Below are 26,216 nucleotides of genomic sequence, written 5' to 3' on the forward strand. Positions count from 1 at the left end.
TCCTTGAAGACGCGCGGCACAGATAGCGTGCCCGATGCGATTTCGCTATGGTCGCGACCAAATGATGAGCATGGAGTTCTTCCGATGACCGAAGCCCGCACCAGTGGCGATGGCAGCATGGCAACATCCTACGGCTTCCGCGAAGTTGCGGACGGCGAAAAGCAGGGTCTCGTCAACGACGTCTTCCACAAGGTGGCCAAGCGCTACGACATCATGAACGACATGATGTCGGCGGGCATGCACCGGATCTGGAAAGATGCGATGATCAATGCGCTCAACCCACGCAAGGATCCTTCCTACAAGGTGCTCGACGTGGCCGGCGGCACCGGCGACATCGCCTTCCGGATCGTGGAGGCATCGGGCCGCAAGGCGCATGCGACCGTGCTCGACATCAACGGTTCGATGCTGGGCGTCGGCGCCGAGCGGGCCGCCAAGCGGAAGCTTTCCGACAATCTCACCTTCGTGGAGGCGAATGCCGAGGACCTGCCGTTCGAGGCAAACACCTTCGATGCCTATACGATCGCATTCGGCATCCGCAACGTGCCGCATATCGACGTGGCGTTGAAGGAGGCCTATCGCGTGCTGAAGCGCGGCGGGCGGCTGTTGGTGCTGGAGTTTTCCGAAGTGGAGATGCCGCTTCTGGAACGCTTCTACGACCAGTGGTCGTTCAAGGCCATTCCGCAGATCGGCAGGCTGGTGACCGGCGATGCCGAACCCTACCAGTATCTGGTGGAATCGATCCGCAAATTCCCCAATCAGGAGAATTTCGCCACCATGATCCGTGCGGCGGGCTTCTCGCGCGTGACCTATACGAACTATTCCGGAGGGATCGCCGCCCTGCATTCCGGATGGAAGCTCTGATCGATGCAGAGCGGATCCGTAAAGAAGCATAAGGGCGTATCATGACTACGGTTGGCGCCTATTTCCGCCTGGCCCGTGTGGCCTGGGTCCTGGTGCGCGAAGGCGTGGTCTCGGCTCTGCCGACGCGGGACCTGCCGCCCTCGATAGGCCTCGTCAAATCGCTGGTCGAACCGTTTGCCCGTTTCCGCTCCAAGCAGCAGGCGCGCAGCATAAGGCTGACCCGCGCCGTGGACAGGCTCGGACCTTCCTATGTGAAGATCGGCCAGTTCCTGGCCACGCGCCCGGATGTGGTGGGCGTCGACTGGGCGGTGGATCTCGCTCTTCTCCAGGATCGCATGGCCTTCTTCCCGACTGAAACTGCCGAAGCTGCGATCGAAGCCTCGCTCGGCCGGCCGGTGGGAGATCTCTATTCCGATTTCGGCGAACCCATCGCCGCCGCCTCCATCGCGCAGGTTCATCCGGCGATGGTGGGAGACAGGAAGGTCGCCGTGAAGGTGGTGCGGCCGGGCGTGCGCCAGCGCTTCGCGCACGATATCGAAAGCATGTATCTCCTGGCGCGCATGCAGGAGCGCCTCATGCCTTCCAGCCGCCGGCTGAGGCCGGTGGAGGTGACGCGGACGCTGGAACAAACGACCAAGGTGGAGATGGACCTGCGCCTCGAGGCCGCGGCCCTTTCCGAGATCGCCGAAAACACCAAGAACGATCCGGGCTTCCGGGTGCCGACGGTCGATTGGGAGCGCACCGGCCGCGACGTGGTGACCATGGAGTGGATCGACGGCATCAAGATGTCGAACATCGATGAGCTTCGCGCCGCCGGACACGATCTCGACCGGCTCGCAGAAACGCTCATCCAGTCCTTCCTGCGTCATACGCTGCGCGACGGCTTCTTCCATGCCGACATGCATCCCGGCAACCTCTTCGTCGATCCGGCGGGAACGATCGTGGCCGTCGACATGGGCATCGTCGGACGCCTCGGCAAAAAGGAACGGCGCTTTCTCGCCGAAATTCTCTACGGCTTCATCACCCGGGACTATATGCGGGTGGCGGAAGTGCATTTCGAGGCGGGCTACGTACCGGCCCATCACGACGTATCGAGTTTCGCCCAGGCGATACGTGCGATCGGCGAGCCGATCCACGGCCAGCCGGCCGAGACGATCTCCATGGCGCGGCTCTTGGCGCTGCTTTTCGAGGTGACCGACCTCTTCGAGATGCAGACCCGGCCGGAACTCATCCTGCTGCAGAAGACCATGGTGGTGGTGGAAGGCGTTTCGCGCATTCTCAATCCCCGCTTCAACATGTGGAAGGCATCCGAGCCGGTGGTCGGCGAATGGATACGCGACAATCTCGGCCCGAAACGGGTCATGTCGGACCTTCGCGACGGGGTGAAGGCGGCGGTGAAACTCGCCGAAGCGCTGCCCGAAATCGCCGTCAGGACGGAGAAGTTCCACGAGGATATCATGCACATGAGCGAGCACGGCCTGCGCTTCGATCCGGAAACGGCCGAAGCGATCGGCAAGGCGGAGGCACGCTATAGCCGCTCCGGGCGGGTCGCGCTCTGGATCATCGCGCTTTCGGCTCTCTATCTCGCCTTTTCGGTCGGCTGAGCCGGACCTTTCCGACCACGGCGACTTCCGCCAACCTCAGGATATTCCATTCGCCGGCCTCTCCGCTAATCTCCTAGGAGCAATCGAAGGAGACAGCATGCCGCAAACGAGAGCCGTGATCGAGCTGACAGGGCAACCGCTCGGTTTCGCCGAGCTCCTGCATATCGGAGAAGGACGCATCCGCCCCGTGGCCGAGCCGGCGGGGCTCGCGCGCGTGCAGGCCGCCCGCGACGTGGTAGACCGCGCGATCGCGCAGGGACAGCCCGTCTACGGCTCCACCACGGGCGTCGGCGCCATGAAGGACGTCGAGTGGTCGAGCCATGAGCTCGAGACCTTCAACCTCGGGCTGGTGCGCGCCCACCATTTCGGCACGGGCGTTCCCTTCCGGATCTCCGTGGTGCGCAATGCGATGGCGCTGCGCGTCAATACCGCGCTCACCGGCTATGTGGGCTGCTCGGTGGAGCTCGTGCATGCCTATCTCGACCTGCTCGAAGCCGACCTCATTCCGGTCGTGCGCCGCACGGGCTCGATCGGCTGCGCCGATATCGGCCTCATGGGCCAGATCGGCGCCGTGCTGACCGGCGTGGGCGAGGCGATCTACAAGGGCCGGCGCCTGCCGGCAGCGCAAGCGTTCACCGAAGCCGGGCTGAAACCTTTCCGCATGGCGCCGCGCGATAGCCTCGCTTCCCTCAGCATCAATGCCGTGAGCTTCGCGGCCGCGGCCGAAGCCACCCGCGGGGCCGCGGGCGCGATCCGGACCCTGCTTGCCACCGGCATGACCGCGGCATGCGCGATGGGCGTCTCCCGCGATCCGTGGATCGCGGTCACCCATGTCGGCACGGCTCGCGAAGCAATGATCGGCAATTGGCTCTGCACCGCCTCCGAAGAGTGCGACTGGCCGAGCGCAACGCATATCCAGGACCCCCTCAGCCTGCGCATGATCGCCCAGGTTCTCGGCGCGGTGTTCGAGAGCCTGCTGATGGCAGGGCACAAGATCCTGGCCGCCACTGGCCGCTCCGACGACAATCCGGTCATCGCGGAGGGCCGCGTGCTCACCTCCGGCGGCTCGCTGCCGCTGGACGTGACCGTGCTTCTCGAGGCGGCTTCAATCTGCATGGCGCATGCGGCCCGCAATGCCTTCAACCGCTGCGTCCTGCTCGGCAACGGCCAGCGGCGCGGCCTGCCGGTGAATCTCGTGCCGGAAGGTGCGATCGCCACCGGTTTCGGCCCGATCATCAAGCTTGCCGGCGAGATCTTCTCGCGCGTGCTTTCCATGACCAATCCCGTATCGGCGCAATCGCTTGTCGTGGCGGGGGGCATGGAGGACGAGGCTGCCTTCCTGCCGCTGGTCATCGAGCGCTTCGAACGGCAGGTGGAGGCGCTCAAGCGCCTTGCGGCGATCGAGGCCCTGCTCGCGGCGCAAGCCATGGATATGCACGGCGACCGCCCCGGCGGAGCAGTGCAACTGGTCTACGACGCCGTTCGCCGGCACGCGGAATACTATACGGTCGACCGGCCGCTTTCGGCGGAAGTGGAGGCGATTGAAGAAGAGCTTTCGTCGGAGGAATTTCTCACCCGGCTGATCGATGTTTCGCCGATCCATGCCATCGACGGCTTTTTCGCACTCGGCGGATTCGGCCGAAACGAAATGCGCCAGCCGCAACCGCTGAGGGCCTGAAGCGGAAAGGGAGAAGGATATGGCCGATTTCGATCTCGTGCTGCAGGGAACCGTGGTTCTTCCCGATCGGATCGTCGAAGCCGGCTATGTGGCGGTCCGCGACGACAAGGTGGCCCAGATCGGCATGGGGGTGCCGCCGGCTGCCCGCGACCGCCACCTGCTCGGCAGGGCGCTGATCCTGCCCGGAGCGATCGACGCCCAGGTGCATTCGCTCTCGCAGAAGGACCAGGAGGATTTCATCTGGTCCACCCGCTCGGCGGCAGCGGGCGGCGTCACCACGATCGTCGACATGCCCTATGACGAAGGCGATCTCGTCTGCTCCGCCGACGCCGTGAAGCGGAAGATCGCCCATGCCAGCGCGCAGGCCCGCGTCGATTTCGCCCTTTACGGGACGATCGATCCCGAGGAAGGACCGGTCCGCATCCGGGAGATGGTGGAGGCGGGTGTCGCGGCCTTCAAATTCTCCACCTTCGGCACCGATCCGAAGCGGTTTCCCCGTATTCCGCCTGCCCTGCTCGATGCCTGCTTCACGACGATCGCGCCAACGGGCCTGACGGCCGGCGTGCACAACGAGGACGACGAAGCTGTGCGCGCCTATATGGCAACGGTGAAGGCAAGCGGGATCACCGACTGGCGGGCGCACGGCCTTTCCCGACCGCCGATTACCGAGCTTCTCGCCATGCACACCATTTTCGAAACGGGTGCCGAGACCGGCTGCCCGGCGCATGTGGTGCATTGTTCGCTGGGGCGCGGCTACGACATCGCAGCGGCTTACCGGCGCGACGGGTTTGCGGCAACGGTGGAGTGCTGCATCCACTACCTGACGCTGGACGAGGAAAACGACGTACGGCGGCTGGGCGGCAAGGCAAAGATCAATCCGCCCATCCGGCCCCGTGCCGAGGTGGAGACGCTGTGGCGCAAGATTTCGGAGGGCAAGGTCTGGCTGGTCTCCACGGACCATGTGAGCTGGTCGGAGAACCGCAAGACCGATCCCGACATGCTGAAGAACGCCTCCGGCGTGCCCGGATTGGAAGTGATGGTGCCGCTCTTCGTGAAGGGCGCGCTGGAACGCGGCATTCCGCTCACCTGGGCGGCGAAGCTGATGGCCGAGAACCCGGCGAGGCACTTCCGCCTCGATCACGTGAAAGGGGCGCTCACCGTCGGGCGCGATGCGGATATCGTCGTACTCCTGCCCAGGGAAAAGATTTATGATGCGGCGGCCAGCGGCAACAATGTCGTCGGATGGAGCCCCTATAACGGCATGGTCCTGCCCTGGACGGTTGCGGCAACCTATCTGCGCGGCAAGCTCGTCTGCGAGGACGGGAAGGTGCTCGCCGAACCCGGCAGCGGGCGTTTCCAGCGGCCGCCGCGCCAACACATTCTGACAGGAGAAACAGCTTGAGCAGGAACCTGCCCGTAGAGGCCGCGCGGATCGGCGCCGATATCGATGCACTCGCACGGATCACCGAACCCGCGCGCCCCTGGACACGACGCGCCTTCTCGCCGCTTTTCCTCGAGGGCCGGGCCTATCTGGAACGGCAGATGAAGGCGGCCGGCCTTGAGACACGTATCGACCCCGCCGGCAATCTCATCGGACGACGGGCCGGCCGGGTACCGGGCAGGGGCACGCTGATGCTCGGCTCCCATTCCGATACGGTTCCGGATGGCGGCCGTTTCGACGGCATTGCGGGGATGGCGGCCGCGCTGGAAGTGGCGCGGGCGCTTTCCGACCGGGGGATCGAGCTCGACCACGACCTTGAGGTCATCGATTTCCTCGCAGAGGAAGTGAGCATTTTCGGCGTTTCCTGCATTGGCAGCCGCGGCATGACCGGGCAACGGCCGGAGGCCTGGCTATCCCGAACGGCGGAGGGGCGAAGCCTTGCGGGCGGGATCAGCCAGGTGGGCGGCGATCCCTCGGTCACGGAAGTGCGCACCGATCTCAGGGGCTTTATCGAACTGCATATCGAGCAGGGGCCGGTGCTGGAGCGGGAAGCCATCGATATCGGCGTGGTGACCGCCATTTCCGGCATCACGCGCATCGAGATCATCGTGGAAGGACGCGCCGACCATGCCGGCACGACGCCGATGACCAACCGGGCGGATGCGTTGGTGGCAGCCTCCGAGATCGTGCTGGACGTACAGCAGGCCGCGCTTTCCATGTCGCGATCGCCGGGGCATTTCACCGCAACGGTGGGCGAATTCCAGATCGAGCCGAACGCCGCCAATGTGGTCCCCTCCAGGGTGAGGATGCTGATCGACGCGCGCGCCGAAATCCGCGAGGACATGGAAAGCTTTTGCGCCTTTATCGACGATACCGCCGAGCGCGTGGCCGAGAAATGGGGCGTGACGATCGCCGCGCCGGTGCGCATTTCCGATGTTGCCGCAAGCCCCTGCGACGAGCGGCTGATCGATATTCTCGAAGATGCCGCTGACGAGTGCGGCATCAGCCATCGGCGCATGGCTTCGGGTGCGGGACACGATACGGCATGGATCGCCAAGGTCGCCCCGGCCGCGATGATCTTCGTGCCCTGCAAGGAAGGCCGCAGCCACTGCGCCGAGGAATGGGCGGAGATCGACGACATCACGCTCGGTGCCGCCGTGCTATTCGAAGCGGTGCTGCGGATGGATAAAGGCCAGGAGAGCTGACATGGGACGCATACTGGTTGAGAAGGATGTGGAGGCCGCGGTGAAGGGCGGTTCGGTCTATGCCGCAGGCGGCGGCGGATGGGCCGATCACGGACGTATGCTGGGCTATGCCGCCGTCTCGATCGGAAAGCCGGAATTGGTGGCCGTGGAGGAGCTGAAGGACGACGACTGGATCGCCACGGCCGCGGCGATCGGCGCGCCCGCCTCGACCACGCCCTGGGAAATGCGCGGCGTCGATTACGTACGCGCGGTGCAGATCCTGCAGGAAACGCTCAGCGAAAAGCTTTCCGGTTTGATGATCGGCCAGAACGGCCGCTCATCGACGCTGAACGGCTGGCTGCCCGCGGCCGTTCTCGGCATGAAGGTGGTCGATGCCGTGGGAGACGTGCGCGCGCACCCCACCGGCGACATGGGCTCGATCGGCATGGCGGGATCGCCGGAACCCATGATCCAGACCGCCGTTGGCGGCAACCGCTCGGAGAACCGCTATATCGAGCTGGTGATCCGCGGCGCGACGGCCAAGATCTCGCCGGTGCTGCGCGCGGCAGCGGACCAGTCGGGCGGCTTCATCGCCTCCTGCCGCAATCCTCTGCGCGCCTCCTATGTGCGCACACATGCCGCACTCGGCGGCATTTCCCTTGCGCTTGCGCTCGGCGAGGCGATCATCGAGGCGGAAAAGAAGAGCGGCCATGCGGTGATCGACGCCATCTGCGGGACGACCGGCGGCCATATTCTCGCAGGGGGCGAAATCACCGCCAAGAATGTCGTCTATACGAGCGAAGCCTTCGATATCGGCACGATCAGCGTCGGTTCCGGCGACAAGGCCGTAACCATGCATGTGATGAACGAATACATGGCGGTGGATGATGCGGGCGGAAACCGCCTCGCCACCTTCCCGTCCGTCATCACCACGCTATCGCCGGAGGGCGAACCCTTGAGCGTCGGCCAGCTTTCAGTGGGTATGRAGGTTCATATCCTGCACGTGCCGAAGGAGATTATCCCGCTTTCGGCGAGCGTTCTCGACCCGACCGTCTACCCCTCGGTGGAGAAGGCCATGGGGATCGAGATCGCGAGATATGCGCTGGAGAAATAACTTACTTCTCCCCAGCGGGGAGAAGTGCCGAGCAACGCGACGCGATGATGGGGGTGTACATGAGGCTTCGCCTCCCCCTCATCCGGCCCTTCAGGCTACCTTCTCCCCGGCGGGGAGAAGGTAGGACCTCCTAATGGAGGCTCGAGGAGAGGCAATTTCTGGAGGAAAACCCATGCCGAAACCGAACCTGCGCCATCCCAACTTCCCCATTCCGGGCGGGCCGGAACTGCGCACCAAGGGCTGGCGGCAGGAGGCGCTGCTGAGGCTTCTCGAAAACGTGCTGGCTGTCGGCGAGGATCCGGACAATCTCGTGGTCTATGCAGCGCTCGGCAAGGCGGCGCGCAACTGGGCGGCGCACAGGGGCATCGTCGAGACGCTGACCACGATGGAGGAGGATCAGACGCTGCTGATCCAATCCGGCAAGCCGGTCGGGCTTGTCAGGACCCATGCGAAGGCACCGCTCGTCATCATGGCCAATTGCAACATCGTCGGCCAATGGGCGAAGGCGGAGTATTTCTACGAACTGGAGCGCAAGGGACTGATCTGCTGGGGCGGGCTGACGGCCGGCGCCTGGCAGTATATCGGCAGCCAGGGTGTCATCCAGGGCACCTACGAGATCTTCATGCGGATCGCCGAGAAGCGCTTCGGCGGCGATCTTGCGGGGCGCTTTATCCTGACTGCCGGGCTCGGCGGTATGGGCGGGGCGCAGCCGCTCGCCGGCCGCATGGCCGGCGCGGCAATCCTTTGCATCGACATCGACCCGGAGCGGGCGAAAAAGCGCAAGGAGATCGGTTATCTGGACGAGATCGCACCTAACCTTGATGCGGCTCTGGCCACTATCGCGGAAGCGGTCAAGGGTAAGCGTTCGCTTTCGGTTGGGCTCGTCGGCAATGCCGCCGATATCTATCCCGAGATCGTGCGCCGCGGCATCGTACCGGACATCGTCACCGATCAGACCTCGGCGCACGACCTCGTCTACGGCTATGTGCCGAAGGGCATGAGCCTCGAAACGGTGCGCAGTCTCCGAAAAGATGGACAGGGTCAGCTCATGGCCGCAAGCCGCGCCTCGATCGTTGATCACGTGCAGGCGATGCTCGACTTCCAGCAAGCCGGTTCGGAAGTGTTCGACAACGGCAACCTGATCCGCACCCAGGCCAAGCAGGGAGGGATAGAGAACGCCTTCGACATCCCGATCTTTACCGAAGCCTATCTCAGGCCGCTCTTTGGCCGCGCGATCGGCCCCTTCCGATGGATGGCGCTTTCAGGCGAGGAAAGCGACATCGCCCGCATCGACGATCTGCTGATCGAGATGTTTCCGGACAACCGGATCATCACCAACTGGGTGCGGCTGGCGCGGGAGAACATCCCCTTTGAAGGCCTGCCGGCGCGCATCGCCTGGCTGGGGCACGGCGAACGCACGGCTCTCGCTCGGCGCGTCAACGAACTGGTCGCGAGCGGCGAGATCAAAGGGCCGATAGCCTTTTCGCGCGACCATCTGGATGCCGGGGCCATGGCGCATCCCAACATCATGACCGAACGCATGAAGGACGGCTCGGATGCGATCGCCGACTGGCCGCTGCTCGACGCGATGATGCTCTGCTCCTCCATGGCCGATCTCGTGGTGGTGCATTCCGGCGGTGGCGGGTATGCMGGCTACATGACGAGCTGCGGCGTGACCGTGGTGGCCGACGGCACGCAAGAGGCCGACGAGCGGCTTGACCACGCCCTGACCAACGACACGACGCTCGGGGTGATCCGTTATGCGGATGCGGGCTACGAAGAAGCGCTGGACGAGGTGGCGAAGAAGGACGTGCCCTATATCCGCCCCTCTTGAGGCGGCCTTCATTTCGCCYTGTTCTTAATTCTCTGTTAAGGAATACATTCCTTCCGGAGAATTACCATGGCGCTTGGCGCTTCVCATCGCTTGCACGACGGTGTCGCCGCCGTCGAGACCATGACGCGTTTCGCGCTCGCCGTCCTGGCGCTCGCATCCGGCGTCTATACCTATCTCGGAGTGCGCAGCATCCTCGACGGATCGCCGATGGCGGTCTTCTTCGCAGCGATCATCTATTCGGCTTCGGTCTCGGTGGCGATCTACGCCTTCTGGTCCTATATGGCACGCTTCTACCCGCATGTGACGGGGCCGGCGGCGCGCGGAGCCATGCTCGGCGTCATGGCGCTCGGCTGCGCGRTGATCATCGCCATGTCGAGCTGGCTGAACGCGGCGGCACTCGCGGGCTCGGCGGCGCTCGAACAGCACCTCGCCGAAACGCTGGAAGACTACACGGCCGATCTCGACAAGGCGCACCAGAACGCGCTCGCCGCACAAAGCCTGCTACCTGACATACAGCGTACTTCCGAACGCTTCGCCCGGCTTGCCGAGGAAGAGCGCCAGTCCGGTGCGCTGACGGGTACCACGGGTTCGGGCAGCGTGGTGCAGCTTCTCTCGCAGATGTCCTCCCAGCTTCGGGAACTGGAAACGGGCATTGCCGCTTCCCGCGAGAGGGTGACGACGCTCTTCGATCAAGGCCGCAAGCATCTCGAAACCATGCGCACCCTGGTTTCCGCGCCGGGCGCGATCGCGCCGCGTGCCGACCAGTTTTCGGCGGAAGTAGTGACGCTGACCGGCGTCATCGCCTCGCTGCAGCAGACCTCGATCGCGCCTTCCGTGAAGCGCGCTGCGGAAGACCTTTCACTCGGCTTCATCGCCCCGGTCGCCGATGGACGCGAGGCCGATCTCGCCAACCGGCAGGACCAGGTGATGGAGACGATCCGCACCTCGGTGGCTGCGCAATCCAGAGTGCTGTCGCAGGCAGCCGACGAGATCCTGGCGCAGGAGCCGGTGGCGGAGCGGCGCTTCGTGCCGCTTTCCTCGGCCGAGGCCGTGCTGCGCTATGCGGCCGATTTCATTCCCGCCTGGGCCGGCGCGATCTCGATCGACCTCCTGCCCGCGGTGCTGGTCTTCATTCTCGCAGTCGTGCACGGTGCAATCCGCCGGCAGGAAGAGCGGCTTCCCTTTGCCCAGCGCATTACCGCCGCGGAGCTTCTGGAGGCCCTGGAGGTCCAGCGCGCGCTCGGGCGCAACGATATCGACCTGAAGGAGGCGATCGCGAGCCTGAAGAATGGCGAATCCCACGGGGCTAACAACATCACCAGCTTCGACCTGAAATCGCCGAGAGCGGGTCCACCCGCGTGAGGCCGCTCACCGCCCTCGCCCGCCTCAAGGCCGCCTTTCTGGCGACCGACGATGGGACGCTGATGCGCCATGCCTTCCTGGCGCTGCTCGGCGCTTCGGCTATTTTCGTGGCGATCGACTTCCGCGAGATCAGCGTCATGAATACCGCCCTTCCCGGCCATGATCCGATGCGGACCGGCCAGCCCGTGCTGCCGCCGGCGCTGACCGAGGGCGTGCCGAACGCGCCGCCGGTGCAGCCGGCAAGCCCGCCGGAAGTGCTGCGCCAGCCGATACGGTTCGAGCTGCTTTCCGGCGGCGTGCTGCTGGCCGAAGGCTCCATCGATCCCGGCGCGGCGGACCGTTTTTCCAAGGAAATCGAGGCGCGCGGCGAATATGTGAAGACGATCTCGCTCAATTCTCCCGGCGGCTCAGTGGACGATGCGATAGCCATGTCGAAACTGATCCGGGAAAAATCGCTTGGCACGCGGGTCGCCTCGAAGGCGCTCTGTGCCTCCTCATGCCCGATCGTGTTCGCAGGCGGCGTTTCGCGCATGGCGGAAGAGGATGCGGTGATCGGCGTGCACCAGGTCTTCAACGGCGGGACCGAGCGCCCTTCGCCCGAGCAGGCGATGGCGAGCGCACAGGCAACCACGGCCAGGGTCGCCCGGCATCTCGACGAAATGGGCATCGGCGCGGGGCTCTGGATCAACGCGCTCGAAACGCCGCCCGACCGGCTCTACTACCTGACCCCCGCCGAGATGRCGGAATTCAAGCTGACGACCGAGCCGGTCGCGACGGCGCAGAAGAAGAACTAGTCTTTTTCCTCCTGCTCGCAGAAGGTGATGCGGTTGCTGAACGGATCGGTCACCGTGACCTCAAGCCCCCAGGGCGCCTGTTCGAGCCCCGGTTTCATATAGGGATAGTTCTTGCCGATCAGTTCCTTCTGAAAAGCACGCGCTCCCGTCATGGGAACGAAGACGCGGGCGCCGGGCGAGGCATCGCCGGCATGTTCGCTCAAGTGCATGAGCATGCCGCTTCTGGAAATCTGGCAATAGAGCGGGAAATTCTCCCCGAACCGATGCTCCCAATCCACCTGGAAGCCGAGGAAATCGCAGTAGAACTCCATCGCCTTTTCGACGGAGAATATGCGGAAGATCGGAATGGCCGGCTGGATGGATACCGCCTCCGGCCTCTTCTGGCCTGCCGCATCGATCTTTGCGGCCAGGATATTCCAGTCATCATAGCCGAACTGGGCCGCAACGAACTCCAGCGCCTGGCTGTGCGTAACCTGTRGGTTACGCTCTGCAAGTGCCTCGCGGAGTGATTTGGCCATAAGCTTCGCATCGCGGAAATCGCGCATCTCTTCATCCTTTCAACGGACGAACGGCGAATTAGTGCCCGCATTGCCGATCCGTTCGTCATCRTTCGCCGAAAGGCAGAGGATGAGGTTTGGAAGGATGCATTCACCTGAGCTTTACGCCGCGGGCGGCTGGCTGCATCCGGCCAGCCGGGAAAGTAGCTCCGGAACGCCCATCCCGCAAGCGGGGACTCAATCTTCCTCTCGAGAAAGATCGTCCCGCTGTCCACTCTCGCCTCCATCGGGCGAGGCGCTCTTAGACTCCGAAAAGGGAAGCTTTTCCTTGATCTCTCCAAGCCCCACGCGGCCAGCTTCCACCAGTCCGGCGCCTGCCATCTCCACGGCAGTACGCGGATGATCACGAAGCAGCACGCCAAGTGCCCTCAGGGTAGCAGCCGCGCCGATACGCCCCGCAGCCGAATTGCCGTATCGCTTCATGATCCTTCGTTCGATGGCAACGGGCACGCCGCTGTGCAGTTTCGGAGACGGCTTGCGTTTTCTTTCTAATGCGTTGTCTGCACGAAAGGGCGATCGCCCTTCTTCCTGAAATCGCGGCGTTTCCGTCGAGACTTCCCCTTGTCATCCGAGAGAACGGAATGCGCCGAATCCCGTACCACGTCCATTGCCGCGCTCGCTCCGTTTTCAAAGGCTTGCGTGACTATGGCCGCGGCGCGTGCGGTTTTACGCGCGCCCTTCTTGCCGGCATCGGTGATTTCCTCCCGTTCGCCCATGAGAACCGCGGCAGCGGCCCCTGCACCTGCAGTCAAGGCATTCGCCAGGATATCGCGCCCAAGGTCGTTGGCCAGCAAACCACGCACCACCGTCGATTTGYGAACCGCCTTGGGAATCCTAAATCCCGCAATCTTCTTCGGGATAGCATTCTTTTTCTTCGCCATGTCTCGATCTCCTTTGATCGAGCACAACGCAACTCCCCCACAACTGTTCCTCCCTCGGAAGGCGGGCCTGATTGCATGTTCCGCAACAAAGGCTTAGCTTCCGACCCAATAAGACGCCAATGGCGGGTGAGACATGGATCTTTCGGGAAAACGCATTCTTCTGATCATCTCGGGCGGGATTGCCGCCTATAAAAGCCTCGACCTCATCCGGCGGCTGCGGGAGCGCGGCGCCACCGTGCGCCCGGTGATGACTGCCGCGGCGCAGGAGTTCATCACGCCTCTCGCCGTCGGCGCGCTGGCCTCCGGCCATGTCTATACGGACCTCTTTTCCCGCGAGGACGAGCAGGATGTCGGCCATATCCGGCTGGCGCGCGATTGCGACCTGGTGCTCGTGGCGCCGGTGACCGCCGACCTGATGGCGAAGATGGCTCATGGCCTGGCGGACGACCTCGCCAGCGCCGTGCTGCTTGCGACCGACCGGCCGGTGCTGATTGCGCCGGCGATGAACCCGAAGATGTGGGCGGCGCCTGCGACACGGCGCAATGTGGAAACGCTGAAGGCTGACGGCGTGTATTTCGTCGGCCCCGCTTCCGGTGAGATGGCCGAAAGCAACGAGGCCGGCCTTGGTCGGATGTCAGAGCCGCTGGAGATCGTCGCGGCTGCTGCAACCCTGCTGCAAGGCGRCGACCGGCCGCTTGCCGGCAGGACCGCCATCGTCACCTCCGGCCCGACCCACGAGCCTATCGACCCGGTGCGTTATATCGCCAATCGGTCTTCCGGCCGGCAGGGACATGCGATCGCGGCGGCGCTGGCGAGACTCGGCGCCGATGTGACGCTCGTCTCGGGGCCGGTCACCATTCCCGACCCGGCGGGCGTGACGACGGTGCATGTGGAGCGCGCCGAAGAAATGCGGGACGCCGTGGTCTCCCGCCTGCCGGCCGACATCGCCGTCATGGTGGCGGCGGTTGCGGACTGGCGCGTCCTTTCCTCCTTCGATCAGAAGATCAAGAAGCAGCCGGGCGAAGCCCCGGCGCCGCTTCAACTTGCGGAAAACCCGGATATCCTCAAGACTATCGGCCATCACGAGAAGCGCCCGAAGCTGGTCGTCGGCTTCGCGGCGGAGACCCAGGACGTCGAGAAGAACGGCCGCGCGAAACTGGAGCGCAAGGGCGCGGACCTGATCGTCGCCAACGATGTTTCTCCCGAAACGGGCATCATGGGTGGAGACCGGAACCGGGTGAAGATCATCAGCACCAAGGGCATCGACGAATGGCCCGACCTTTCCAAAGATGAGGTGGCCGAAAGGCTCGCCCGGCTTATCGCAGAGCGCCTGAAATGAACCTCTTCGAGCGCAAGGGTTTCGACGCTTTCGTGACCGCCCTTCCCGGCACGTCGCTCGTCGACCAGTGGGACAGCCATGTCGCCAAGGTGGGCGACAAGGTCTTCACCCTTCTCTCCGGAGAGGGCGCCGATGCACGAGTGGTGGCGAAATGCCCCGAGGAAAGCTTCGAGATATTAACCGCCCTCGACGGGATACGTCAGGCCCCTTATTCCGCCAAGCGGAAGTGGGTGGAGATCGCCCGCTCCTCGCCGCTTTCCGAAGACGAGCTCAGGCACTATCTCACCCGTTCCTACGAGTTGGTGGTGGCCGGTCTCACCAAGAAGCTGAGGCAGGAGCTGGGGATCAGGCTATCTTCCTGATCTCCTCCGAAGGGCTCACGACCTGCGGGTCGAAGGCCGAGACCTCCACGCCTTCGTCACCCACCGTGATCGCGCTGCCGTCCGGGATCTCCATCCAGGTATCGGTCTCATCGTTCAAGGGCTCGGAAACGAGGCAATAGCCGGACTTTCCACCGATCGGAGCTGCATAGAGGGTCGGCGGCTTGCGGTCGGTGGCATAGCGCACGGCGTAAAGCCGTTTGCCATCCGAAAAAGCCGCGGTGAAGCGCACGAGAGCGTGGTCCAGATGTTCGCGCGAAAGAGCCTCGACCGTGGCGATCGCCTGCGCCGTAGCGCCCAGGGGATCATGCTCCAGGCCGAATTCCAGCGAAAGCAGGAAAAGCAGTTCCGAATCGGTCGTACCGGTGCGGGCATCGAAAAGCTCGTCGGAAAGCATCGCCTCCATGCGCCGGCGGATGCGCTCGAAACCCGCGATCTGACCGTTATGCATGAAGGACCATGAGCCATGCACGAAAGGATGGCAGTTGTCGCGCCGCGTGCCGCCGTTGGTGGCTGCCCGTACATGGGCAAGGAAAAGCGGTGAGCGTATCTGCCTGGCGAGGCTTTTCAGATTGCAATCCGACCAAGCGGGCAGAATATCCCGATAGCGGCCGGGCTCAGACCGGTCGCCATACCAGGCGATGCCGAAGCCGTCGCCATTGGTGGCCGTCTTGGCGCGCGTGGCGCAATGGGACTGCTCGATCAGCGAATGGGCAGGCGAGGAGACGAGTTCTTCGAGGTAGAGGGGAGCGCCGCGATAGGCTGCCCAACGGCACATGTTCGATCGACTCCGTTAGAGTAAGGACGACCTGTGAGACGCAGACAAGGCTTAGGTCAAATGGATAACGAAAAGTAAATCCGGCAGACTTCATGACCGCTTTCCTGCTCTTCCCCCAATCACATTTTGCAACAGAACGTCAGATTGGAAGGGTTGCCAAGCGGGACGCATGACCTAAATTGGCCGGTATGTCGCGTGAAGAACAGTCCAGCCAGGCCGGAGGCGTCGATCCCAATCGGCCTCTTGAACAGTTCATCTCGAAGATCGCCCTTGAGCCCGGCGCATGGGCTCTGTTCATGGATATYGACGGCACGCTGATCGATCTCGCGGAGAGACCGAATGCAGTCGCCGTTCCACCCGAGCTGCCGGAACATCTTCACCTGGTTTCGGAATTTTTCGGCGGCGCATTGGCCTTGGTGACCGGCCGGGCGCTCGTCTATGCAGACAAGCTATTTTCGCCCCATCGTTTCCCGATCGCGGGCCTCCACGGCACGGAGCGGCGGCGCCCTGATGGCGGCGTGGACCGTATCGAGGTGACCCCCGATTTCGATCTCATCAAGGCGGACCTGACGCACGAGGCGCTCTCCTGGCCGGGCGTGTTGATCGAGGACAAGGGCGCGGCGATCGCCGCACATTACCGGCAGGCGCCGGAGCGCCGGGAGGAGCTGGAGGCCGTGATGGCCCGCTATCTGAAACAGGCGGGGCCCGACTTCACGCTTCAGAACGGCAAGATGGTGGTGGAAATCCGCCCCTCGCATGCCAACAAGGGTAGCGCGCTCAAAGCCTTTCTGGAGGAGCCGCCGTTTGCCGGTCGGCTGCCGATCGCGATCGGCGATGACGTTACCGACGAAGCCATGTTCCGCGAGGCCAACGCGCTTGGCGGGCTGTCGATCCGCATCGGCGAGCCGGGAGGCGAGACCGCCGCGCAATACCATCTTCCTTCCGCGGCCGCGTTGCGCCGCCTCCTCGCCGGGCTTGCCGAATGCGGCCGCCGAGCCCTTTCAGAGACAAAAGGAAAGTGCCTTTGAGCCGCCTGATTATCGTTTCCAACCGGGTTACCGTTCCCGACAAGAGCAATACGGCGCCCGCCGGCGGGCTTGCCGTGGCGCTGAAGGCGGCACTGGAGGAACGTGGTGGGATCTGGATGGGATGGTCCGGAAAATCCAGCGGCGGCCGGGAGCCCGAGGCGCTGTCGCTGCAGACCCACGGCAACATCACCTATGCACTGACGGACCTCACCGATACGGATGTCGAGGAATATTATCACGGTTTCGCCAACCGTGTGCTCTGGCCGATTTGCCACTATCGGCTGGACCTCGCCGAATATGGCCGCAAGGAGATGGCGGGCTATTTCCGCGTCAACCGCTTCTTCGCGCAGCGGCTCGCGCCGCTGCTCAAAGACGACGATATCATCTGGGTGCATGACTACCATATGATCCCGCTCGCAGCCGAGCTCAGGCAAATGGGCTTCAAGAACCGCATCGGTTTCTTCCTGCACATTCCCTGGCCACCGGCGGACGTGCTGTTCACCATGCCGGTGCACGAGGAAATCATGCGCGGGCTTTCCCGCTACGATCTCGTCGGCTTCCAGACCGATCACGATCTTGCCAATTTTGAGGGCGGCCTAGTGCGGGAAGGCATCGCCGAATCCCTTGGCGACGGAAGGATATCCTCCTTCGGCCGAACCTTTCGGGGCGGCTTCTATCCGATCAGCATCGAGACCGCCGCCTTCGCGGACTACGCCCGCAGGGCTGCCAACAATGCGCTGGTTCGCCGGGCCCGCCAGAGCATCGAGGGGCGCGATCTCATCATCGGCGTGGATAGGCTCGACTACTCCAAGGGCATCACCCAGCGCATCGATGCCTTCGAGCGGTTCATCAAAGCCAATCCCGCCCATCAGCATCGCGTCACCTATCTGCAGATCACGCCCAAATCGCGCTCGGAGGTACCGGAATACGAGCAGATGCAGCGGACGGTCGCCGAACAGGCCGGCCGCGTGAACGGCGCGATCAGCGCCGTCGACTGGGTGCCGATCCGCTACATCAACCGGTCGATCAGCCGTCCGGTTCTGGCAGGGCTCTACCGGATGGCGAAGGTCGGTCTCGTGACGCCGTTGCGAGACGGGATGAACCTGGTTGCGAAGGAATATGTCGCGGCTCAGGACCCGGAAAATCCGGGAGTGCTGGTGCTATCGCGTTTTGCCGGCGCGGCGCGCGAGCTGACCGAGGCCTTGCTGGTCAACCCCTACGACATCGAGGGGACAGCCCATGCCATTGCTCGCGGGCTCAATATGCCGCTCGAGGAGCGGCAGGACCGATGGAAGCGAATGATGGACCACCTGCTCGAGCACGACGTGATGYGCTGGTGCGACGATTTCCTGAAGGATCTGACGGCGCCTCAGTGAGAGGCTCAGCCGACGCCGGCTTCCGCCATCAACCAGCCGCTCAGCCAGGTTCCGAGGACGTTCTGCCTCTCCGGACGCAGCAGCCAATAGCCGCGATCTGCGGCCTCAAGCTCCGGACCGGCTCTCGCCAGCATGCCGGTGGCGAGAAGAGCATCGACAAGGCCCATCCAGCCGAGAGCCAGGCCCTGTTCTCCCATCGCCGCCTGAATGACGAGCGAATAGGTATTGAAGCTGATATCCCCCTGCCCGCCATGAACGCCCCGGTCGATGCCGTGGGCCGCAAAATAGCTGCGCCAATCATGCCATGGCGATGGAAACGTCGTATCGAGATGGACGAGGCGGGCCTGAGCGAGATCCGCAATGCCATCGAATGGGCCGTGACGCTCCAGAAACCCGCGCGTGCAGACCGGCATGACCTTTTCCGGCAGCAAGAGAATGCCGTTCCTTCCGTAATCCCCGCGCGTGCCGAAGACGACGGCTACCTCTCCATCGTCCGAAAGGTCGCGCTCCATGCGCTGAGTGGCGACGATCTGGATGTCCGTATCCGGATAGAGCAGGCGAAAGCCGTGCATGCGGGGAATGAGCCAGAGGGAGGAGAAGGCGTAGTCCGTCCTCAGGCGGATCGCCGGACGGTCGGTCTCGCTGCGGAAGCGGCGCGCGAGCTGATCGATCTCGCCGACGCTGCGCGAAACAACGTCGAAAAGGCGCTCGCCCTCCGGCGTCATTTCCACACCGCGATGCTGACGCCTGAACAGGCGCACTCCCATCTGCTCCTCGATACGGCGGATCTGATAGCTGACGGCAGGCTGCGTCAGGCCGAGAAGTCCCGCTGCCGCCGAAAGGCTTCCCGTGCGCCCGACTTCGGCGAAGATGCGCATCCATCCAAGATCAAGAGCAGGTTCTGCCATAAAGAATCCTTTGAGCAAGTATCGAAAAATGCCAGCTTCACATGGCAAAGGATAATGATGTTCAATAAAGCCATCAAATGCCAAAGAAGGGGAAATACGATGACAGGAATTTCCGCAATCCGGCGTCTTGCCGCCGGGATTGTCTTCTCCGCCTTGACGATCGGCTCCGCCGCGGCGGCAGATGACGCATCCTGCAAGACCATTCGCCTATCCGATCCCGGCTGGACCGACATCACCGCCACGAACGGCGTGACCAGCGTCATTCTCACCGCGCTCGGCTATGAACCGGACGTCAAGACGCTCTCCGTTCCGATCGGCTATCAATCGATGAAGAACGGGGAAATCGACGTTTTCCTCGGCAACTGGATGCCGGCCCAGAAAGCTTTCATCGACGATCTGAATGCCGCCAAGGCGGCCGAGGTGCTGGCCAAGAACCTCGAAGGCGCGAAATTCACGCTCGCTGTGCCCGCTTACGTTGCAGAAAAGGGCGTGAAGGATTTCGCCGATCTTCAAAAGCATGCCGAGGAATTCGGCAGCAAGATCTACGGCATCGAACCCGGAGCACCGGCGAACTCGAACATTCAAAAGATGATCGACGCCAATGACTTCGGCCTGAAGGATTGGGAACTCGTGGAATCCGGCGAGCAGGCGATGCTGGCCCAGGTCGGGCGCGCCGAGAAAAGCGGGGAGTTCGTGGTCTTCCTCGCCTGGGCGCCGCATCCGATGAACGAGCAGTTCTCGATCGAGTATCTTTCCGGCGGAGACGCCTATTTCGGCCAGAACTTCGGCGGCGCGGAAGTATTCACCCTGGCGCGCACCGGCTGGCCGGAGAAGTGCCCCAACGCCGCGACGCTGTTCAAGAACCTGAAATTCGACATCAGCATGGAAAACGCCCTGATGGGCTCCATCCTCGGCGGTGAGGACGCCAAGGCCGCGGCGACCGCCTGGCTGAAAGCCAATCCGCAGGCGATCGAGCCTTGGCTTTCGGGCGTCACCACGCTGGACGGCAAGCCGGCGGCCGATGCCGTGAAGGCCTCCCTCGGCCTTTAGGAAAATATCGGCGATGCGCCCTCAGGCGAGGGCGCATCGCCGCAATCATCAGGCTGCGCTTTTTACCTGGCCAAGCGCCTCATCCAGGCTGACATGGCCGAGGAAATTGCCTGTGGTCTTCGCCTCCTCCTGATGCTCGATGGCCCAGGCGAAGCGAACCGCGGGATCTTCCTGCAGGCGCTCGTAAAGCGCGTTGAGAGCCGGGAACTTCCGTCGGTCGACGACTTTGTGGAAATCATTCCAGCGAGCGATCCCCGCGAAATAGGCATCTGCAAGGCTCTTGCCGTCTCCGACCAGCCATTCGCGCCCGGCGAGCAGACGCTCCAGCGTCGCATGCACCTTCTCGACATTGGCTATGCCATAATCGCGCAAGGCCTGTTTCCGAGCCGGTTCCATCTCGTGCTCGACCGTGTACCAGAGAGGGCCGAAAGCACCGAAAAAGCTCGTGTTGAGGAAGGCGAGCATCTGGTTCAGCCGGTCGAACTTTTCCGTTCCGGGTGCGAAGCCGAGCCCCTTATCGACCGAGCGGGCGGCGATATGGTTGAGGATCGCCATGCTCTCGCTCATCAGCCGGCCGTCCGGCAGCATCAGGGACGGCGTCTCGCCCACCGGGTTGATGGGGCGATAAATGTCGCTGGAAACCACATCCGGCATGCCGATGCGRCTCAGCCTATAAGGCAGTCCGGACCATTCCAGCGCGACGATGGATCCGAAGGAGCATCCTTCCGGAACGCCATAAAACAGGATCGGTGTCATTGTCTTCGTTCCTTTCAATATTGAACTGCGGTGACGCCGGGAATATGCTTTTGTGGACGATAAAGCTGTAGACTGTAATTTTGCATCGCAAAGTTCACATACATGGAAGATGCTGGATGAACGGTCTCAATCTTAACGACCTGCATTTCTTCGTTCAGGCGGTGGAGAACGGCAGCTTTTCCGCCGCCGCGCGGCTGCTCGGCGTGCCGAAATCCACCGTCAGCAAGCGGGTGGCTGAACTGGAGGGCCGACTTGGCGCAAGGCTGATCCACCGTACCTCGCGCAGCTTTTCGCTGACCGATCTCGGCCGAGATTTCTTCCAGCATGCGCGCGCCGCGATGATCGAGGCGGAGATGGCCGAAAGCCTGGTACGCACGCATCTCGGCGAACCGAGCGRCACGGTGCGGCTGACGGCTGCCGTGCCGACCGCGCAGTTCGTGATCGCCCCTCACCTGCCGGAACTTGCCCGGCATTATCCGAAACTTCAGCTTTTCATCCATGTGACGGACCGCTTCGTCGACATCGTGCAGGAAGGCTTCGATATCGCAGTTCGCAGCCATCAGGCCCCGCTGCCGGACTCCACGCTGGTACAGCGTAAACTGGCRACCCACCCTTTCTTCGTCGTGGCATCGCCGGACTACCTCCGGCGACGCGGCGCGCCGGCTCATCCCCAGGAACTGGGAGAGCATGACGCCATCACCAGCGGTCTCTCTGACGCTGGGTGGCGCCTTACGTCGGCGGATGGCGAAGAGGTACGGGTCGCCCCGAAGCCGGTCATGGGTGCGGACGAACCTTTCGTGATGCTGAGGGCGGCTGCGGCCGGCCTTGGCATCGCCTGCCTGCCGACATCCGTGTGCCGCGATGCGATCGCCGCCGGGGAGCTCACGCACCTGCTGCCCGGCTGGACTGCCGGAAGCATCACGAYGACCATTCTGATGCCGCACCGTCGGGGACAACTGCCCGCGGTGAGAGCCGTGGTGGAATTCCTTTGCCAGAAGCTCGACAAGGGCTAAATCTAGAAATCCTTCATCACATCCATTATTGCCGCGAGGCCCCATGACTATCGACCCCAGCCTTTCCCCCGAACGCATCGCGGAAGCCGAAAAGCTGATCCGCCCGCATATCCGCCACACGCCGGTTATGCGCATCGACATGAGGGATTTCGGTGCGGCGGCCTCCCGCGAGGTCGATCTGAAGCTCGAGTTCATGCAGCATTCCGGCTCGTTCAAGGCGCGCGGCGCCTTCACGAACCTGCTCACCCGCGAGGTGCCCAAGGCGGGCGTGGTCGCGGCATCGGGCGGCAACCATGGCGCTGCGGTTGCCTATGCGGCCATGCGGCTCGGCGTGCCTGCAAAGATCTTCGTGCCGAGCGTCACTTCACCCGCCAAGGCGGAGCGCATCCGCTCCTATGGCGCGGATCTGGTGATCGGCGGCGACCGCTATGCGGATGCGCTGGCCGCGAGCGAGACTTATGTGGCGGCAAGCGGCGCGCTTGCCATCCATGCCTATGACCAGGTGGAAACTCTCGTCGGTCAGGGCACGCTCGGCAAGGAGATCGAAGACGATCTGCCGCACATGACGACGCTCCTGGTCGCCGTCGGCGGCGGCGGGCTGATCGGCGGCATCGCCGCCTGGTTCCGTGGACGCGTGACGATCGTCGCCGTGGAACCCGACGGTGCGCCGACGCTTCACGAGGCGTTCAAGGCCGGCGCACCCGTGGATGCGCCGGCGGGCGGCATCGCGGCGGATTCGCTTGCTCCCAGACAGGTCGGCCAGCTGATGTTTCCGCTGGCGCGGGAATACGTTCAGCCGCCGGTGCTGGTGACGGACGATGAGATCCTCGCCGCCCAGAAGGCACTCTGGGCCGGTGCGCGCATCGTCGCTGAGCCCGGCGGGGCCGCGGCCTTCGCCGCGCTGCTTTCCGGCAAGTACGTGCCAGAACCCGACGAACATGTGTGCGTGCTCGTCTGCGGTGCCAACACGACGGCAGTCAAGTTCGACCAATAAGCCGTCTCGTCCGCGCCCGGATCACGCCGCCTTGGCGACGTGATATTCCTTGATGGCCGCCATCTTGATAGCCGGATAACGTTCTGCCTCATAACGCAGCGAGAAACTGTCCTGCGCCAGGAAGACCGGATCGCCATCGAGATCTCGGGCGATATCGCCGCGTTTGACGGTCAGGAATTTTTCTAGCTCGGCCGGCTGATCGGCGGAAATCCAGCGGCAGACGGAGAAGCGCGACATCTCGAAGGAGACCGGCAGACCGTATTCCGCCATCAGGCGCTCCTTCAACACGTCGAGCTGGAGAGCGCCGACGACGCCGACAATTGCGGGCGAACCATCCTCCGGCGAGAAGAGCTGAACGACGCCCTCTTCCGCCATCTGCTGCAGGGCTTCCTTGAGCTTCTTGGCCTTCATGGCATCCTCCAGCCGGACGCGACGCAGGATTTCCGGCGAGAAGTTCGGCACGCCTTGGAAAACCAGCGGTTCGCCCTCGGTCAGCGTGTCGCCGATCCTGAGCGTGCCGTGGTTCGGGATGCCGACCACATCCCCCGCATAAGCCGTATCGGCGAGCTGACGCTGCGAGGCAAAGAAGAATTGCGGCGCGGTCAGGCCAAGCTGCTTGCCGGTGCGCGAAAGCCTCGCCTTCATGCCGCGCTCCAGTTTGCCGGAGCAGACGCGCGCAAAGGCGATGCGGTCGCGATGATTCGGGTCCATGTTCGCCTGGATCTTGAAGACGAACGCCGTCATCTTGTCCTCGGAGGCATGAACCTTGCGGATATCCGCCACCTGATCGCGCGGCGGCGGCGCGAAATCGCCAAGCGCATTGATGAGATCGCGAACGCCGAAATTGCGAAGCGCCGAACCGAAGAAGACCGGCGTCATATGCCCTTCCAAGAAAGCCTGACGATCGAACGGCCGGCAAGCTTCCATGGCGAGTTCCACCTCCTCGATGAAGGCGCTACGCTCGTTTTCCGGAAGGCGATCCGCGACACTCTGCGGGCCGTTGACCTTGGTGACCTCGACCTCGGTATCCGATCCCCGCACGGTGTTATCCGCCAGGTGATAGGAACCGCAAAAAGTCTTCGAACGGCCGATCGGCCAAGTGAGCGGCGCCGTATCGAGCGCCAGCTTCTCTTCCACCTCATCCAGAATTTCGAAAGGATCGCGGCTTTCGCGGTCCATCTTGTTGATGAAGGTGATGATCGGGATGTCGCGCATGCGGCAGACTTCGAAGAGTTTCAGCGTACGCGGTTCGATACCTTTTGCCGCGTCGATGACCATCACCGCCGCATCCACCGCCGTCAGCGTGCGGTAGGTGTCATCCGCGAAGTCTTCGTGACCGGGCGTATCGAGGATGTTGAAGACGTTACCGTCATATTCGAAGGTCATGACCGACGTGACGACCGAGATGCCGCGCTCCCGCTCGATCTTCATCCAGTCGGAGCGGGTCTGCATGCGGTCTTTCTTCGCCTTCACCTCGCCGGCGAGCTGGATCGCGCCGCCGAACAGCAGCAGCTTTTCGGTGAGCGTGGTCTTACCCGCGTCCGGGTGGGCAATGATCGCGAATGTGCGGCGGCGGGATACCGCCTCGGCGAGACTTTCGGCCATGTCGATAAAAATCCTTTAGGTCGCGGCGTATCTAGCGATTTGAAGCCCGATATGCAAATGAGAACGCTGAAGATCAGGGAGATTCCATGCGCGATATCATCGGTCCCACGCTCAACCTCATCCGTCTGCCGCATGGAGCGGGGCTCGATCTCCCCGCCTACGAGACCAAGGGAGCCGCAGGCATGGACCTGCGCGCAGCGGTTGCCGAAGACCGGCCGGCCATCATCCCGCCGGGCAAGCGGGCGCTTGTGCCGACCGGTTTCATCTTCGAGGTTCCCGACGGTTTCGAGGCCCAGGTGCGGCCCCGCTCCGGACTTGCCTTCAAGCACGGGATCACCTGCCTCAACACGCCCGGCACGATCGATAGCGATTATCGCGGCGAAGTGAAGGTGCTGCTCGTCAATCTGGGCGAGGAGGATTTCACCATCACGCGCGGCATGCGCATCGCGCAGATGGTGATCGCACCCGTGGTGCAGGCGCGCATGACCGAGACCACCGAAGCGAGCACGACGACGCGCGGCGCCGGCGGCTTCGGCTCGACGGGCGCTTGACCTGACCCTCTCTTTCCGGCTCAGGTGAAGCAGTTTCCAAGTAGCAGATGAACTGCTGGCATTCAGCCGGAAGACGCCCTAATTTCTTCGGCGAAGCTGAGGGAGACCATCATGACAGAGACCAGGAAGCCGGGCCGCGGCCGCATCTATTCCTCCATCACCGAAACCATCGGCGACACGCCGATCGTGYGGCTCGACAAACTGGCGAAGGAAAAGGGCGTCAAAGCCAATATTCTGGCGAAGCTGGAGTTCTTCAATCCGATCTCCTCGGTGAAGGACCGCATCGGCGTGGCGATGATCGAAAGCCTGGAGGCCGAGGGCCGGATTACGCCCGGCCGCACGACGCTGATCGAACCTACTTCCGGCAATACGGGCATCGCGCTCGCCTTCACGGCTGCCGCCAAGGGCTACAAGCTCATCCTGACCATGCCCGAAACCATGTCCATCGAGCGGCGCAAGATGCTCACGCTGCTCGGCGCCGAACTGGTTCTGACCGAGGGTGCGAAAGGCATGAAGGGCGCAATCGCCAAGGCCGAGGAGCTGGTCTCCTCGCTTCCGGATGCCATCATCCCGCAACAGTTCGAAAATCCGGCGAACCCGGAAATCCACCGCAAGACAACGGCGGAGGAAATCTGGAATGATACCGAAGGCAAGGTCGACATTTTCGTTTCCGGCATCGGCACGGGCGGCACGATAACCGGCGCCGGCCAGGTTCTCAAAGACCGCAACCCGAACCTCAAGGTGATCGCCGTAGAGCCGGAGGAATCTCCGGTGCTTTCCGGCGGCCAGCCCGGCCCTCACAAGATCCAGGGGATCGGCGCGGGATTTGCGCCGAAAATTCTCGACACCTCGATCTATGACGAGATCATCACCGTCAATAGCGTCGAAGCGCTTGAGATGGCGCGTCTCGTCGCCCGGCTCGAGGGCGTTCCGGTCGGTATCTCATCGGGCGCGGCACTCGCGGCGGCAGTCAAGGTCGGCAGCCGGGAGGAGAACGCCGGCAAGAACCTCATCGTCATCATCCCCTCCTTCGCGGAACGCTACCTTTCGACAGCGTTGTTCGAAGGGTTGGGTGGGTGAAATGAGCGAATAGCGAATAGCGAATAGCGAATAGCGAATAGCGAATAG

General features: G+C 63.3%; 25 protein-coding genes. 18 read left to right on the forward strand and 7 right to left on the reverse strand.

The features are described from left to right. The first annotated feature begins 84 nt into the window (after positions 1-84). The 9 genes from ubiE to LCM4573_RS06750 all read left to right on the forward strand — a co-directional run bounded on the left by ubiE (position 85) and on the right by LCM4573_RS06750 (position 11,872). The gene (gene ubiE / locus LCM4573_RS06710) at positions 85-861 is read left to right on the forward strand and encodes a bifunctional demethylmenaquinone methyltransferase/2-methoxy-6-polyprenyl-1,4-benzoquinol methylase UbiE (RefSeq protein ID WP_071005482.1); all 777 of its coding nucleotides are present in this window, start codon (positions 85-87) and stop codon (positions 859-861) included. A 41-nt stretch (positions 862-902) separates the two neighbouring features. Continuing rightward, positions 903-2,465: a 2-polyprenylphenol 6-hydroxylase gene (ubiB, locus tag LCM4573_RS06715; RefSeq protein ID WP_071005483.1), complete on the forward strand. Its 1,563-nt coding sequence runs from the start codon at positions 903-905 to the stop codon at positions 2,463-2,465. 97 nt (positions 2,466-2,562) lie between these two features. Next, a complete protein-coding gene (locus tag LCM4573_RS06720; protein ID WP_071005484.1) occupies positions 2,563-4,143 on the forward strand; it encodes an aromatic amino acid lyase in 1,581 nt (526 codons plus the stop codon). 19 nt (positions 4,144-4,162) lie between these two features. Further along, a complete protein-coding gene (locus tag LCM4573_RS06725) occupies positions 4,163-5,545 on the forward strand; it encodes a dihydroorotase family protein (RefSeq protein ID WP_071005485.1) in 1,383 nt (460 codons plus the stop codon). Beyond that, entirely contained in the window at positions 5,542-6,789 is a 1,248-nt protein-coding gene (locus tag LCM4573_RS06730) for a Zn-dependent hydrolase (protein ID WP_071005486.1), read from the forward strand. The genes LCM4573_RS06725 and LCM4573_RS06730 overlap by 4 nt, the downstream gene beginning before the upstream one ends. Position 6,790: 1 nt before the next feature. Continuing rightward, positions 6,791-7,882: a DUF917 family protein gene (locus LCM4573_RS06735; RefSeq protein ID WP_071005487.1), complete on the forward strand. Its 1,092-nt coding sequence runs from the start codon at positions 6,791-6,793 to the stop codon at positions 7,880-7,882. Positions 7,883-8,054: 172 nt separating this feature from the next. Further along, positions 8,055-9,716, forward strand: coding sequence for a urocanate hydratase (locus LCM4573_RS06740; RefSeq protein WP_071005488.1), 1,662 nt, complete (start codon positions 8,055-8,057; stop codon positions 9,714-9,716). 66 nt (positions 9,717-9,782) lie between these two features. Continuing rightward, the gene (locus tag LCM4573_RS06745; protein WP_071005489.1) at positions 9,783-11,078 is read left to right on the forward strand and encodes a hypothetical protein; all 1,296 of its coding nucleotides are present in this window, start codon (positions 9,783-9,785) and stop codon (positions 11,076-11,078) included. A 62-nt stretch (positions 11,079-11,140) separates the two neighbouring features. Then, the gene (locus LCM4573_RS06750; protein WP_071005526.1) at positions 11,141-11,872 is read left to right on the forward strand and encodes a hypothetical protein; all 732 of its coding nucleotides are present in this window, start codon (positions 11,141-11,143) and stop codon (positions 11,870-11,872) included. Here LCM4573_RS06750 and LCM4573_RS06755 read toward each other — a convergent pair. From LCM4573_RS06755 to LCM4573_RS06765, 3 genes are all read right to left on the reverse strand, one after another. Next, complete coding sequence (locus tag LCM4573_RS06755) at positions 11,869-12,417, reverse strand: glyoxalase superfamily protein (RefSeq protein ID WP_071005490.1); 549 nt, start codon at positions 12,415-12,417, stop codon at positions 11,869-11,871. The genes LCM4573_RS06750 and LCM4573_RS06755 overlap by 4 nt on opposite strands. Positions 12,418-12,606: 189 nt before the next feature. Continuing rightward, complete coding sequence (locus LCM4573_RS06760; RefSeq protein WP_071005491.1) at positions 12,607-12,852, reverse strand: hypothetical protein; 246 nt, start codon at positions 12,850-12,852, stop codon at positions 12,607-12,609. A 65-nt stretch (positions 12,853-12,917) separates the two neighbouring features. Then, complete coding sequence (locus tag LCM4573_RS06765) at positions 12,918-13,310, reverse strand: hypothetical protein (protein WP_071005492.1); 393 nt, start codon at positions 13,308-13,310, stop codon at positions 12,918-12,920. A 133-nt stretch (positions 13,311-13,443) separates the two neighbouring features. Between LCM4573_RS06765 and coaBC the strand changes: the two genes are divergently transcribed. Together coaBC and LCM4573_RS06775 are read left to right on the forward strand one after the other, a co-directional pair. Further along, complete coding sequence (gene coaBC, locus LCM4573_RS06770) at positions 13,444-14,649, forward strand: bifunctional phosphopantothenoylcysteine decarboxylase/phosphopantothenate--cysteine ligase CoaBC (RefSeq protein ID WP_071005493.1); 1,206 nt, start codon at positions 13,444-13,446, stop codon at positions 14,647-14,649. Then, on the forward strand, positions 14,646-15,011 hold the full coding sequence (locus LCM4573_RS06775; RefSeq protein WP_071005494.1) for an MmcQ/YjbR family DNA-binding protein: 366 nt from the start codon (positions 14,646-14,648) through the stop codon (positions 15,009-15,011). Before coaBC ends, LCM4573_RS06775 begins: the two co-directional genes overlap by 4 nt. Here the strand turns inward: LCM4573_RS06775 and LCM4573_RS06780 are convergent. After that, positions 14,995-15,807 carry a class II glutamine amidotransferase gene (locus tag LCM4573_RS06780; protein ID WP_071005495.1) on the reverse strand — a complete coding sequence of 271 codons (813 nt, stop codon included), beginning with the start codon at positions 15,805-15,807 and terminating at the stop codon, positions 14,995-14,997. The genes LCM4573_RS06775 and LCM4573_RS06780 overlap by 17 nt on opposite strands. A gap of 188 nt (positions 15,808-15,995) precedes the next feature. Between LCM4573_RS06780 and otsB the strand changes: the two genes are divergently transcribed. Both otsB and otsA read left to right on the forward strand, forming a co-directional pair. After that, positions 15,996-16,835 (forward strand): trehalose-phosphatase, encoded by an 840-nt coding sequence (otsB, locus tag LCM4573_RS06785; RefSeq protein ID WP_071005527.1) that lies wholly within the window; start codon positions 15,996-15,998, stop codon positions 16,833-16,835. Then, entirely contained in the window at positions 16,832-18,211 is a 1,380-nt protein-coding gene (gene otsA, locus LCM4573_RS06790; protein ID WP_071005496.1) for an alpha,alpha-trehalose-phosphate synthase (UDP-forming), read from the forward strand. Before otsB ends, otsA begins: the two co-directional genes overlap by 4 nt. A gap of 5 nt (positions 18,212-18,216) precedes the next feature. Here the strand turns inward: otsA and LCM4573_RS06795 are convergent, their stop codons facing one another. Beyond that, on the reverse strand, positions 18,217-19,119 hold the full coding sequence (locus LCM4573_RS06795) for a choline sulfate utilization transcriptional regulator (RefSeq protein WP_071005497.1): 903 nt from the start codon (positions 19,117-19,119) through the stop codon (positions 18,217-18,219). A gap of 99 nt (positions 19,120-19,218) precedes the next feature. On the opposite strand from LCM4573_RS06795, the gene LCM4573_RS06800 reads away from it, so the two are divergent. Further along, on the forward strand, positions 19,219-20,169 hold the full coding sequence (locus LCM4573_RS06800; RefSeq protein WP_071005498.1) for a choline ABC transporter substrate-binding protein: 951 nt from the start codon (positions 19,219-19,221) through the stop codon (positions 20,167-20,169). A gap of 48 nt (positions 20,170-20,217) precedes the next feature. On the opposite strand, the gene LCM4573_RS06805 is transcribed toward LCM4573_RS06800, so the two are convergent. Beyond that, a complete protein-coding gene (locus LCM4573_RS06805; RefSeq protein WP_071005499.1) occupies positions 20,218-20,925 on the reverse strand; it encodes a glutathione S-transferase family protein in 708 nt (235 codons plus the stop codon). A gap of 116 nt (positions 20,926-21,041) precedes the next feature. Here LCM4573_RS06805 and LCM4573_RS06810 point away from each other — a divergent pair, with 116 nt between their 5' ends. Together LCM4573_RS06810 and LCM4573_RS06815 are read left to right on the forward strand one after the other, a co-directional pair. Continuing rightward, positions 21,042-21,938, forward strand: a complete 897-nt coding sequence (locus LCM4573_RS06810; protein WP_071005500.1) for a LysR family transcriptional regulator — start codon at positions 21,042-21,044, stop codon at positions 21,936-21,938. Between the two features lie 43 nt (positions 21,939-21,981). Beyond that, a complete protein-coding gene (locus LCM4573_RS06815) occupies positions 21,982-22,932 on the forward strand; it encodes a threonine/serine dehydratase (RefSeq protein ID WP_071005501.1) in 951 nt (316 codons plus the stop codon). A gap of 21 nt (positions 22,933-22,953) precedes the next feature. On the opposite strand, the gene LCM4573_RS06820 is transcribed toward LCM4573_RS06815, so the two are convergent. Beyond that, a complete protein-coding gene (locus LCM4573_RS06820) occupies positions 22,954-24,537 on the reverse strand; it encodes a peptide chain release factor 3 (protein WP_071005502.1) in 1,584 nt (527 codons plus the stop codon). A gap of 86 nt (positions 24,538-24,623) precedes the next feature. Between LCM4573_RS06820 and dut the strand changes: the two genes are divergently transcribed. Both dut and cysK read left to right on the forward strand, forming a co-directional pair. After that, entirely contained in the window at positions 24,624-25,088 is a 465-nt protein-coding gene (gene dut / locus LCM4573_RS06825; RefSeq protein WP_071005503.1) for a dUTP diphosphatase, read from the forward strand. 111 nt (positions 25,089-25,199) lie between these two features. Further along, positions 25,200-26,168, forward strand: coding sequence for a cysteine synthase A (gene cysK / locus LCM4573_RS06830; protein WP_071005504.1), 969 nt, complete (start codon positions 25,200-25,202; stop codon positions 26,166-26,168). The last annotated feature ends 48 nt before the right edge of the window (positions 26,169-26,216 follow it).

It is taken from the genome of Rhizobium sp. LCM 4573, from assembly GCF_001854865.1.
GTDB lineage: Bacteria > Pseudomonadota > Alphaproteobacteria > Rhizobiales > Rhizobiaceae > Neorhizobium.